Origin of the sequence: Maribacter halichondriae (assembly GCF_027474825.1) — a bacterium.
Classification (GTDB): domain Bacteria; phylum Bacteroidota; class Bacteroidia; order Flavobacteriales; family Flavobacteriaceae; genus Meishania; species Meishania halichondriae.
Map to the genome: position 1 here is coordinate 1,819,933 of NZ_CP107030.1, position 12,809 is coordinate 1,832,741.

At 42.2% G+C, this 12,809-nt stretch carries 11 protein-coding genes and 1 pseudogene; 10 read left to right on the forward strand and 2 right to left on the reverse strand.

What is annotated here, in order from left to right:
* Nucleotides 1-160: 160 nt before the first annotated feature.
* Nucleotides 161-784: a DinB family protein gene (locus N8A86_RS08325; RefSeq protein ID WP_273568622.1), complete on the reverse strand. Its 624-nt coding sequence runs from the start codon at nt 782-784 to the stop codon at nt 161-163.
* A gap of 251 nt (nt 785-1,035) precedes the next feature.
* Between N8A86_RS08325 and N8A86_RS08330 the strand changes: the two genes are divergently transcribed.
* From N8A86_RS08330 to gloA2, 5 genes are all read left to right on the forward strand, one after another.
* On the forward strand, nt 1,036-1,533 hold the full coding sequence (locus tag N8A86_RS08330; RefSeq protein ID WP_273568623.1) for an amidohydrolase family protein: 498 nt from the start codon (nt 1,036-1,038) through the stop codon (nt 1,531-1,533).
* A gap of 59 nt (nt 1,534-1,592) precedes the next feature.
* Nucleotides 1,593-2,480 (forward strand): amidohydrolase family protein, encoded by an 888-nt coding sequence (locus tag N8A86_RS08335; RefSeq protein ID WP_273568624.1) that lies wholly within the window; start codon nt 1,593-1,595, stop codon nt 2,478-2,480.
* Nucleotides 2,481-2,561: 81 nt separating this feature from the next.
* Nucleotides 2,562-3,464 (forward strand): SMP-30/gluconolactonase/LRE family protein, encoded by a 903-nt coding sequence (locus N8A86_RS08340; RefSeq protein WP_273568625.1) that lies wholly within the window; start codon nt 2,562-2,564, stop codon nt 3,462-3,464.
* Nucleotides 3,446-4,225: an SDR family NAD(P)-dependent oxidoreductase gene (locus N8A86_RS08345; RefSeq protein WP_273568626.1), complete on the forward strand. Its 780-nt coding sequence runs from the start codon at nt 3,446-3,448 to the stop codon at nt 4,223-4,225. The genes N8A86_RS08340 and N8A86_RS08345 overlap by 19 nt, the downstream gene beginning before the upstream one ends.
* 17 nt (nt 4,226-4,242) lie before the next feature.
* Nucleotides 4,243-4,629, forward strand: a complete 387-nt coding sequence (gloA2, locus tag N8A86_RS08350) for an SMU1112c/YaeR family gloxylase I-like metalloprotein (RefSeq protein ID WP_273568627.1) — start codon at nt 4,243-4,245, stop codon at nt 4,627-4,629.
* A 180-nt stretch (nt 4,630-4,809) separates the two neighbouring features.
* Here gloA2 and N8A86_RS08355 read toward each other — a convergent pair whose 3' ends face one another.
* Nucleotides 4,810-5,916, reverse strand: coding sequence for an acyltransferase family protein (locus N8A86_RS08355; protein WP_273568628.1), 1,107 nt, complete (start codon nt 5,914-5,916; stop codon nt 4,810-4,812).
* Nucleotides 5,917-6,095: 179 nt separating this feature from the next.
* Here N8A86_RS08355 and N8A86_RS08360 point away from each other — a divergent pair, with 179 nt between their 5' ends.
* The 5 genes and pseudogenes from N8A86_RS08360 (at nt 6,096) to N8A86_RS08380 (ending at nt 12,793) form a co-directional block, all read left to right on the forward strand.
* A complete protein-coding gene (locus tag N8A86_RS08360) occupies nt 6,096-8,507 on the forward strand; it encodes a glycoside hydrolase family 95 protein (protein WP_273568629.1) in 2,412 nt (803 codons plus the stop codon).
* A gap of 24 nt (nt 8,508-8,531) precedes the next feature.
* Nucleotides 8,532-10,034, forward strand: coding sequence for a S10 family peptidase (locus N8A86_RS08365; RefSeq protein WP_273568630.1), 1,503 nt, complete (start codon nt 8,532-8,534; stop codon nt 10,032-10,034).
* 14 nt (nt 10,035-10,048) lie between these two features.
* Nucleotides 10,049-11,020, forward strand: a complete 972-nt coding sequence (locus N8A86_RS08370) for an MBL fold metallo-hydrolase (protein WP_273568631.1) — start codon at nt 10,049-10,051, stop codon at nt 11,018-11,020.
* Entirely contained in the window at nt 11,021-11,917 is an 897-nt protein-coding gene (locus N8A86_RS08375) for a hypothetical protein (protein WP_273568632.1), read from the forward strand.
* A 13-nt stretch (nt 11,918-11,930) separates the two neighbouring features.
* A pseudogene (locus tag N8A86_RS08380) lies at nt 11,931-12,793 on the forward strand (fructosamine kinase family protein).
* Nucleotides 12,794-12,809: the final 16 nt, after the last annotated feature.

A 12,809-nucleotide genomic window follows, 5' to 3' on the forward strand; every position in this document is an offset into this window, starting at 1 on the left:
TGCTAAATCGAATTATCTCATGCTCCCGCTAGTCTGTGACTAGTAGCCAAAATGAGTGGGCATGTCGAAAATCAAATTTACTACCACAATAAAGCTCTGCGCCCACCAATTGCAAACTGACAAAAGCAATAAAACAATCCTTTATTCAATCTTGAACAATTTAAAGCGTATTATTCTTAGAATATCCCGGAGGTTGAATACCGTTCATTCGCAAATACCCGATTGCTTGTGCCCTGTGATGTGCCGTATGGCTTTCGCTCCGTAGAATAAGATCCAAGTTGGAATGACCTTCTAGATACCAAGGTTTCTCCTTGTTTTCTCCTCTCGCTAACATTTCATCACTTAGGTTGGCTAGACTTGAAATCACATAATCGAAAGTGTCTGCCACATATTTCGATACCAAAGCTTTGTTTTCTTTTGCATCCCTTATCTGGAGGTTGTCCGGTTGAAATAGGTTGATGGGGTCAGGGCGCTCAAGAAAGAAATTTGCTTCCATAAGCGCCTCAAAATCGGGATAGGTTTTGGAATCCATCAATATCCCTATAAAAGCATTGTTCGTAAAGCCAATATGCATAAATTGTTGGGCAAAACTCATTTGTTCTTTGGTGGGTTGGAACTCCAAATCATCCTCAGGCATTGCTTCGAGAACGATCATAGTATACTCCTTGGACTTTTTCCATCTTTTGATAAGAATGTTTATAATCGGGTTATTAGCTGGTATTTTAGAAGAAATCAGTGCTAACGGGCTGAGTCCGATCAAACCTAATAGTAGCCTTCGATTCATATCATTTTTTTAGGGTTACATGCTTCATAAATGTATCCAATAAAAGACGAAACAGGAAGAATGCCTGAGCGAAATAGCACTAAAGTCTTAAAAATCAAACGGGACTAGTACCTTTTTTGAGCCAATATTTAAAATATCATAACCCGTTCGTAAGGGCTGACATGAGTGTCCCGGTCGTACTTTTTACCATCACCTTCAAGAGTTTTCCAAAATTCCGTACTTTCATCCTCCTGCTATTGTAAACAACACCATTGAAATATTTAAAGCACCTCATAGTCCTACTTACCCTCTACAGTTGTAATGAACATGCAAACTCAAAAATAGTAGCACAAAATACCATCGTAGAAAATTTTAGAGAGCAGCATGTGTTGGGTACAGATATACTGAAATATATCGAATACGATGAAAAAGTCATTGCATTGACCCATGCCGCGATTATCGATGGCACAGGAAGTACAATAAAGGAAAATCAGACCGTTCTTGTGGTCAATGGACAATTTTACGACATCGGGGAGGAGGACGAAATTACAATTCCAAAAGATGCGGTTAAAATTGATTGTAAGGATAAGACCATTATACCTGGTATTATTGGTATGCATAACCATCTTCATATTCCCCAAGTTCCGTTTACGGGTGAGGTCGCGGCAAAATTATATTTAGCCTCGGGCGTTACGACCATTCAAACCTGTGGTTCGGTATCCACCGAAAAAGAAATCCAATTGTCAAAAAAATTGAAGAAGGGATCTTAATAGGCCCTGTTATCGTTACCAGTGGCCCCTATTTTAACGGAGCGGGAGGCAATCCGAACATGGTTATCCCACGCGATGACAAGCAAATTCGGGATACTATTGCGTATTGGATCAAAAGAGGGGTACGCTGGTTCAAGGTATATCGCGACACTTCTCCAAAAGACTTAGAAACCATCATATTTGAAGCGCATAGGCACAATGCCAAGGTAACTGGGCATCTGTGTTCAATTACATTTGAAGAGGCAGCCAATATGGGCATCGATGGTATCGAACATGGTCTGAACAGTACAAGTGATTTTAGAAATGACAAAACCTACGGCATTTGCAACGGGTCTAGGGAATATATTGACACGCTCGATATAACGCGCGAAACAGTTAAAGATTTGATTCGCCTTATGGTCGAAAAAAATGTTTTTATGACATCGACCTTGGCCATTTATGAATCGAGCATTTCAGGAAGGGCCTTGGCCGATCAAAGAACTTTGGATGCCATGGCTCCCTTTCTTGTCGATCAATATAAAGAGAGAAGAGCCCAGTTTAATAGTCTTACCTCAAATGATACTATTCGAGAGAATCGACTTAAGCGAATCATGGCCTTCGAACGTCGATTTTTCAAAATGGGCGGAACCTTAACGGCAGGTGTCGATCCAGGAAGACATGTACTCCCTGGTTATGGTGACCAAAGAAATTTCGAACTGCTCATTGAAGCCGGTTTTACTGCCGAGGAAGCCATAAAAATTATGACAAAAAATGGGGCGGATGTACTTTCAAAAACAACTATTGGGTCAATAGCCCAAGGAAAGCGTGCCGACTTTATTATTCTGAACGGAAATCTGAAAGAGAATCCAACTGTTATCAGAAATGTTGACATGGTTTTCAAAAAAGGGTATGGGTATGATCCAAAGTCCATTTTAGAAGAGGTCAGAGGAAAGTTCGGAGAGCGATAAGCTAACTCCGGTGGCTTTTTTACTGTTTGTCTTGTTATTTCGGATTTTCAAATTTCATTATCTTCCAGCTGAATTAAAATCATGTCAACTATCAAAACCAATAAGGCCCAATTATTATATAATGCCAACGCCATCTTGGGCGAAGGCCCGATATGGGATTGGAAAATGCAACAGCTTTTCTGGGTCGATATCGAAGGGTGCGAATTGTATCAACACGACCCATCCACAGGAAAAAACAAAAGTTGGTCATTTAATGAAATGATCGGTGCTGCTTTATCCATGCAAAACGGCAATCTACTTCTGGCAATGGAAAAGGGCCTGGCATCTTTTGATTTAGAAACCGAGCAATTGACGAAACTCGAGGTTCTGGAGAATTCTAATCCAAAAATCCGTTTTAATGACGGAAAAGTAGGTCCGAACGGAAATTTCTGGATTGGCACGATGCACAAGGAATTCGAACCACAAACAGGCAGTCTTTATCGGGTTACTAAAAATTTAAAAACTTCAATAGCAGTTCCAAAAACAACGATTTCCAACGGTATGGCGTGGTCTTCAGACCGAAAAAGATTCTTTTATATCGATAGTCCAACTTTTTCGGTTCAGGTTTTTGATTTTGATGCGGAAAATGGTTCCCTTTCTAAAGGAAAAATACTTTTTAAAATTCCTGAGGAATATGGGAGTCCTGATGGCATGAGCATCGATACCGAAGATAGGCTTTGGATTGCCCACTGGGGCGGCCATTGCGTACGTAGATGGAATCCTGAAACGGGCGAGGTCTTGGAAAAAATAGAAGTCGACGCACCACACGTAACTTCCTGTTGTTTTGGTGGAAAAGATTTAAAAACGATGTATATTACTTCGGCAAGAAGCGGACTGACCCATGAGCAATTAGAGAAATTTCCGCAAAGCGGCGGACTTTTTGTTCATAAAACCACAGTTCAAGGAACCCCAATACGTTATTTCTTATGCAATACACCGGAATAAAAAATAAAACAGCTCTAGTGACCGGTGCCGGAGAAGGTATTGGACTCGCCATTTGCGAATTATTGCTCAAGGCCGGAGCGAACGTAGTACTTAATGATGTTGATGAAGAACTGGCCAAAAAAGCATCTTCGAAATTGGATGCCATGCATACCGGAACCTGTCTTTCTTTTTTCGGGGATGCCGGAAATATCGAAACCATTAACAAAATGGTCGATTTCACGCTTGAAAAGTTCAGCAAAATCGATTTTGTGGTGCCCAATGCCGGAATCACGCTCTTCGGGGATTTTTTGGAGTTCACGCCCGATTCCTTTCAGAAAGTCATACAATTGAATTTACAAGGAGCTTTTTTCTTGGCACAAAGAGCGGCCAAAGAGATGATTCGGCAAGGAATTGGCGGTAGAATGGTCTTAATGTCTTCCCAAGTTGGCCTTCGGGCCTATCATAACTTGACAGCCTACGGTATGACGAAGGCGGCCCTGCAATTTATGGGTCAAAATTTGGCATATGGTCTGGGCGAACACGGCATTACGGTCAATACCATTGCCCCAGGGGCCACTTTGACCGAACGAACCGAAAAAGAGCAGCCTGATTACGAAGGTACATGGAGCAAATTGAACCCCAATAAACGTGTTGGGAGACCCGAAGACATTGCAAATACCTGTCTTTTTCTACTTTCCGATGAAGCTTCCCATATCAACGGACAGGTGATACCTGTAGATGGAGGTTGGACTACTGCGGGCAAATATCCTGAGGATTTATAATCATTTAACTTTTTAGCATGCACTTAAACAGTATCCATCATATTGCCATCATCTGTTCCAATTATCAAAAATCAAAGACTTTTTATACGGAAGTGCTAGGCCTGACCATTATAAAAGAAACGTACCGAGCGGAACGGGAATCCTATAAATTGGATCTCGCCTTGAACGGAGCATATGTCATTGAACTCTTTTCTTTCCCGAATCCACCAAAACGTCCATCAAGGCCTGAATCATGTGGTATGCGTCATCTTGCTTTTGAGGTAGATAATATCGAAAAATGCATTTCAGAACTCAATTCCAAAGATATTTGGCCCGAACCGATTCGCATCGATGAGATGACCCAGAAAAAGTTTACCTTTTTCAGCGATCCTGACGATCTTCCTATAGAACTTTACGAAATGTGAATCATCTAAAAACGGACTCCGTGGTCGGTATGGTGGTATCTTGTCGAGAATGAAGCTAAATATGGCCTTTTTATCGATGTTTTTTGGCTTTAAATCTTTTAATAATCCGGTTTTCAGGCCCATAATCAAAAGGGATTACCAACTAGGCAGTCGGTTTGATGCATTGAGACATCCATCCATTTATACCTTGAAATACACCTTCTTTTGGTCCAAAAAGTAGGTGATGTACCAAAAGATAAAGAGTACAAATAGGGCGTTGATGACCATGATCCAATCTTCCGGAACGCCCAAAGGAGCCAGTAATCCTTCCGTCCAAATTTGACCGAATCCCCTGAACCATTGAGCCCCGACGGTTTCAGCAAATAGGTAGATGAAAATGGAGTTCGTGCCTACCACGGAAAATATTTTTAGCCATTTCTTTTTGTATCCCTTTACATCGATAACCCAATAGAAAAGGGCCAAGGTCAGTACGGCAAACCCGCCAGAGGCCAACGTAAATGAAGAGGTCGCGATACGCTTTATAATGGGGGTGATGTTAAGCAAATCCATGGCAAACCCCAATATCAGTATGGCAGCTCCCCAAACAAGAAAAGGCTTTAATTTCTCTTGTGCCGATTTTCCGGAGAGTAAAACTTGCCCACAGATGACACCCCAAATCGTATGCGCCGCGGTCGGAATAAAATTGACAAACACCCAATATCCTCCATTAACCTTACCCATGGTCAACATATCGAACCATGCACCGAAGCTTTCGTGACCCTGAGCATAGGGTGCCTCGGGGTTATAAGCGCGATACAGTATTTCTGTCAAAACCAACAATCCGATCGAAATGCCGATTTGGGCTTTGTGTGATAGATTCATGATGGCATAGGCAATCAAAATGGTAAAGGCCAACTGTACCAAAACGTTCCAAAGTTCCCAGACTAAAGCGTGTTCATAAACACAATGTAACAAGACCCCAAAAGCGAAAAGTAGAAAACAGCGCCTCAGAATATGTCGTGTAGCGGCGACTCGGCTGCCCGTAGCTAAGCGTTTTTTCAGTGAAAAAGGCATGGCGACCCCAACGATGAACATGAAGAAAGGTTGTATCAGGTCCCAAAACCGAAGTCCGTTCCAAGGATGGTGGTGTAATTGGTGTGCTAGGCCTGAAAACGCCGTTCCGTCGGTCAGTTCGGTAAAGTTATGGTGAAAGCCCGCTGCTTCGGCTACAAGAAGAAACATGGTAAGTCCTCGGAAGACATCCAAGGAAAAAAGACGTTTTGAAACGGTATCGGCTAGTTGTGACATGTGAAAGAGGTTTCAAATTTTTAGGTTACAGGACTTATTTCCAAGGATTGGCTTGAAATAAAACCGTGCATGCCCAAAAATTATGGTTGATTATTCCCCTAATGTAGAAAAAATATTGTCATTCTGTTTGTCACTGATAAATCTTCCAAAACTGCCCTTTTATATATATCTTAGTTTTTATGATTTTTCGTAGCAGTACCATTTCGATATTAGTTTTAGTAATATTCTTAACATATTTCGATTCGCTATCATCACAATCGGCAAATACACTATGGTACGACCGTCCCGCGGAACATTTTGAAGAAACCTTGGTCTTGGGCAATGGCAGAATGGGCGCTTCTGTTTTTGGGGGAATCGAAACGGATTCAATTTACCTCAACGATATCACACTTTGGTCCGGTGAACCCGTGGATCCCAATATGAATCCTGATGCGCACACCTATATTCCAACGATTCGGGAGGCCCTGAAAAATGAGAACTATGCCCTAGCGGATTCGTTACAGCTAAAGATTCAGGGTTCTTTTTCACAATCGTACATGCCATTAGGTACTATGAAGCTCCACTTTGAGCATGAGGGAAGTCCTTCGAACTATCGGCGCGAACTGAGTCTGGAAAATGCAATCTCAAAAATTTCCTATTCCATAAATGGGGTTGAATTTACCCGCGAGTATTTCGTTTCGCATCCCGACAAGGTAATGGTCATCCGGTTGAAAAGCGCTCAAAAAGGAAAACTTTCATTCCAGATCGATTTCAACAGTTTATTGAAATACGAGGTGGCAATCGATGAAAACATTTTAGAAGCTTCAGGTTATGCACCCTATCATGTCGAACCGAATTATCGTGGCGACATGCCCAATGCCGTGCGCTTTGACCCTGAAAGAGGAACTCGCTTTTCGGCTTTGTTCCATATTAAAAACACAGATGGGGAAGTGACCGTTACCGACAACTCCGTCGGATTGGAAAACGGTACGGAGGCCTTGATCTTCATTTCTATTGCCACAAGTTTTAACGGTTATGACAAAAATCCTGCAACGCAAGGTCTGGACCATCAAAGCATTGCCAAGAATCAATTGACCGGAGCTCTGGACAAATCATTCGTAAAACTTCGCGCCCTACACCTTCTTGACTATCAAAACTTTTTTCAAAGGGTACATTTGAATCTAGGTCAAACTTCAGCTCCCGACCTGCCGACAGATGCCCGTTTGAAGAGCTATGCAAAGGGAGAGGAGGACAAAAATCTCGAAGTACTCTATTTTCAATATGGGCGCTATTTGTTGATTTCCAGTTCCCGAACCCCAAAAGTTCCTGCCAATCTTCAGGGTATTTGGAACCCCTATCTAAGACCTCCGTGGAGCAGCAATTACACGACGAATATAAACCTGCAGGAAAACTATTGGTTGGCCGAAAACGCCAATCTTACCGAAATGCACATTCCACTGTTATCCTTCATAGAAAACTTGTCCAAAACAGGAGCGGTAACCGCCAAGAATTTCTATAATACGGATGGATGGGCGGCCTGTCATAATTCGGACATTTGGGCTATGAGCAACCCCGTAGGTGATTTCGGCGAGGGAGACCCCAAATGGGCGAATTGGAATATGGGGGGTGTTTGGCTCAGTACCCACTTATGGGAGCATTATGAGTTCACACGATACAAAGAATTCTTAGGAAAATTCGGGTATCGTCATTTAAAAGGTGCAGCGCAATTTAGTCTCAATATGTTGGTGGAGGATGAGAATGGTTATTTAATTACTTCACCCTCGACTTCTCCGGAAGCAGCATATATTACATCAGATGGGTACGAAGGGCAGACCCTTTACGGGGCAACAGCGGACCTTGCCATGATTCGGGAATGTTTTGAACAGACCATTGCCGCCTCCAAGATTATGGGAATCGATACCGATTTTCGCGCACAATTGGAAAAAGCACTTGAGCGGTTATATCCCTATCAAATCGGGAAAAAGGGGAATTTACAGGAATGGTATCACGATTGGGAAGATGCATATCCCAAACATCGGCACCAGACCCATTTGTACGGCCTTTACCCCGGCCATCACATCACACCGGAAAAAACGCCGGAACTTGCAGAAGCTTGTCGTGTTTCCCTTGAAATAAAAGGAGATGACACCACAGGGTGGTCAAAAGGATGGCGCATCAATCTCTGGGCACGACTTTGGGACGGTAATCGGGCCTATAAAATGTATCGTGAACTGTTGCGCTACGTCGAGCCCGATGGGGTAAAAACAACCTACGCTCGTGGTGGCGGTACTTATCCCAATTTGTTCGATGCGCATCCGCCATTTCAAATCGATGGAAATTTCGGCGGTGCCGCAGCAGTTATAGAAATGTTGATGCAGTCTACGGTGGATGAAATCCGTTTGTTGCCGGCACTTCCCGATGCTTGGCCAGAAGGTAACATAAAGGGAGTTATGGCCCGTGGGGCTTTCGAAATGGATTTAGAATGGAAGGATAAAAAACCGGTGAAAATAGTGGTCAGATCACCAAAAGGGGGAACTACAACCCTAATCCATCAAAACAAACGAAAAACCATTACCGTCAAGCCTAAGGAAAAAGTTGAAATAAACTGGTAAAATCTATAACAACAAGACATGAAAATGAACAATAAAATAGTGCTTTTCACTTTACTTTTATGCGCCCTGACAATAAAGGCACAGGACGATAAAGAGAAAAAAACCGTAAAACCAATTCCAAAACCAAAATCATTTATAACCAGCCATCAAGGTGTTTTCGGCGGTAAAACAATCAACTATACGGCTACGGCAGAAGAGACCTTTTTAACGAATAAGGAGGGTGACTCGATTGCTACATTTTGGTCCGTCTCCTATACCAAAAACCCTGAGGGCGATGTTACCAAAAGGCCGGTGACCTTTGTTTTCAACGGTGGGCCGGGTTCCGCATCAATGTGGTTGCACATGGGGTTTTTCGGGCCCAAAGTGGTAATGGTAGATTCCGATGCGAAGCAAGACGATGGCGCAGCGCCCTATAACTTGGGCAAGAATGAACACGGACTACTAGATTTAACAGATTTGGTATTCATTGACCCAGTGGGCACCGGCTATAGTCGACTTGTTGGAAAAGGAAAGGGAAAGGATTTTTATGGTCTAAAAGAGGATGTGGATTCTTTTGCGCAATTCATACGTAAGTGGGTGACCGAAAAAGAACGTTGGTTCTCGCCCAAATACCTCGCCGGTGAGAGTTACGGAACCACCCGTGCTGCCTATTTGGGAAAAGCTTTGGAGGGTTCAGGCCAGAATATGGCTTTGAACGGCATGATCTTGATTTCCCAAGCTTTGGACTATGCCGGGTCTACCTCGGTGCACCACAATATGACCTCCTACATTACCTATTTGCCCAGTATGGCGGCCACGGCATGGTACCATAAAAAGGCGGGTGTGGGAAAGGCTTTGGTAGACTTTGTGGAAGAATGTAGGCAATTCACATACGATACCTATACACCCGCACTGTACAAGGGAAATCTTTTAAGCAAAACGGAAAAAGATGCTATTGCGGATAAATTGGCCTATTTCACCGGCTTGGACAAAAAGTATATCCTTCATTCCAATCTTCGCATACTTATGGGGCGTTTTCAAAAGAAACTATTGGAAGATGAAGGGCTGGCTGTGGGTCGTTTGGATGGACGGTTTATGGGCGATGAAGTCGATAAGGTTTCAGAGCGCCCACATTTAGGTGATCCCGCAAGCTATCAAATCAGCTCGGCCTACACCGCTGCTTTAAACCACTATTTTGCTTCTGAGTTGAAAGTCAAAATGGATAGGCCCTATATTACTTCTGGTGGAGGTAGTAGCTGGCGATGGAGAACGGTACCCGACGGTCAGTATTGGGAACCCATGCCCGTAAACACTGCTCCTCACTTGGGTGAGACTATGAGACGAAACCCCGCAATGAAAGTAATGGTTGCCAGCGGTTATTATGATTTGATCACCCCCTTTTTCGATGCGGAATACACCTTTGCCCGTAACGGTATCGCGACTAAGCGCGTTGAAATGACTTATTATGAAGCGGGTCATATGATGTATACACATCAACCTGATTTAATAAAATTGTCAATGGATATTCGCGCTTTTCTCACAAAGTAATAAGTAGTTCCGGTTTGAAAAAATATAGCATATTCATTTTCTCTCTTGCAACAAGCTTTTTTTCTTGTGGTCAAGCCTCCGAGAATAACGGAAAAAGCCATTCAAATACAACAACTACATCTAAAGTTGCTTTGGTAATTTTAGGTACGGCACAGGATGCAGGTTCTCCCCATATCGCTTGTGAAAAAACTTGTTGCGCAAACTTGTTTGAAAATCCAGATTATAACAGAAAGGTAGTTTCTCTTGGGATTATAGATTCAGAAGCCAAAAAAACATTCCTCTTTGAGGCTACGCCTGATATGACCGAACAACTAAAAACATTGAAGAAGTCTGCGCTTTGGAATGCCACAGAAATACCGAACGGTATATTTTTAACCCACGCCCACATCGGGCATTATACGGGGTTAATGTATTTGGGCAAGGAAGCAACAAATGCCGATAAGGTTCCTGTGTATGTTATGCCCAAAATGAAATCCTTCTTGGAAAAAAATGGGCCTTGGTCCCAACTGGTTTCCAATAAAAACATAGACATCAAATCTCTAGAAGATGGGCGAGAAATAAACCTTACCCCGCAAATAAAAGTGATTCCGTTTACAGTGCCGCACCGCGACGAATATTCAGAAACCGTAGGCTATAAAATTATAGGGCCGAACAGAAGTGTGCTTTTCATTCCGGATATCGATAAATGGCAGAAGTGGTCCGCGAGTATCGTTTCCGAAATCGAAAAGGTAGATTTCGCTTTCTTGGATGCCACCTTCTATGATGCAGCGGAAATCAACAATCGGGATATTTCCGAGATTCCACATCCATTTGTAATTGAGAGTATAGAACTTTTTGAAAACCTCCCTACATCCGAAAAGAAAAAAATACATTTTATACATTTTAACCATACCAATCCGTTATTGAATAGTGAAAGCGAGCAATCAAAGGAAGTTTTGGAAAAAGGATTCAACATTGCTCGTACCTTTCAAAAAATTCAGCTTTAAATGAAACTATTTCCTCTTATTGTCGGCCTATTGATGACGACTGCTTTGGTTGCCCAGAAAAGCTCTATGAGCGATATCCTTTGGACGGAGGCCGGCGGATACATTGATATCAATAAAGACAACGGTGGAAGCTATGATATCGTAGACGAAACTAAAAATGGTTATTTAAAAATCGCCTTTACCGAACAAGGTTGTGGCTGCTATTACGAGACCACTATTGGTGCTTATAAAAACTCCATTGGTAATTTCACCACATTGAAAATGGATTGGGATGGCTGCGGATCGCGCAAAACATTATCCTCTAACAAAGGCCTGACCCCAATATTGCCGGAAGATTTTGGTTTACAAACGTTTTTGCCTAAATCGAAAGAAACGGAGTATCAGATTACCTCAGCGGTATTTTATCTAGAGGCTGAAATCCCTAGAAAGGGAACCGATACACGACTCAACCTATCATATATCCCCTTTGGAATTCAGATGGCTCCCAAGAATAATATATTGGCCTATGAATACAAACAGATAAGCGAACACGGCAGAACCAATTTTCTCTATTCATATGCTTTGAAATCTATGTTGCGGAAAATATCGGATGAAAATACGGCACAATGTATTCTTGAACGATCGATCGATGATATAGTCCCCGAGGACAAGAAATTAGTTGAGAAACTTTATGGGGAAAACAAACCCTTCCGCGGAATAGACGAATTGGCGGCACAAATACACCAATTAAAGACCATCTACGAAATAGCTAAAGATATTGAATACGAATCCGTGATTCTGGGATGGGATCGTGACAAGGCCCGTTTCTACATCAGAGAAAAAATAAAGAACGAAGCGTCAGAACTTTCCTTTTTAGAATTTGTTAGGCAACTCCCTTTTTTAATGGCGGTTTGCTGAGTAAATTTATGATATGGACAAAGATCTAAAAGCCCATATCGAATACTTGCTATGTATTAAAATTGAACAAGTCCAACCGGTTTCCGGCGGAGATATCTCAAAGGCGTATTTGTTAAAAACCGAGAGCGAACGTTTCTTTTGCAAAGTCAATCAGGGGAAAGATGCCCATAAAATGTTCTTGGCAGAAAAGAGGGGTTTGGAAGCCATCGCCCAAACCAAATCGATAGCCGTGCCGAAAGTCTTACTCTGCGAAAAGCAGGAAGTAAGTGGTCTTTTACTCATGGAGTACATTGAATCTAAAAATGCTTCCCAAAAAGAAATGGAGTTATTGGGGCATCAACTGGCCGCTCTACATAGGTTTTCGGCCTCGAAAAACTTCGGATGGGAAACCGATAATTTCATAGGAAGCCTTCCGCAATCGAATAAAGAACATTCTTATTGGACGAAATTTTATGTGGAAGAGCGGTTGTTGCCACAATTGAAATTGGCACGCGATTCAGGAAAGTTGAATACCGGCGAAATCCCATCTGAAGAACGGATTATTAAATCCTGTGAAAACCTATTTCCTGATATCAAACCCGCTCTTTTACATGGTGATCTATGGAGTGGCAATTATCTCATTTCAGAAAAAGGGGAACCCTTTCTTATTGATCCAGCCACATATTATGGTCATTTTGAAGTCGATTTAGCGATGACACGATTGTTCGGGGGTTTGGCAGTTTATTTTTTGAAGCACATTCGGAACATTTTCCAAAAATCGGTGGCGAGACAGCTCGGATTGAAATCTACCAGCTTTATTATTTATTGGTACATTTAAATTTATTCGGAAGTTCATATAAAGGAGCTGTTACGATTATTTTGAATAGGTATTTTTAAGTACTTTTAAGAATCA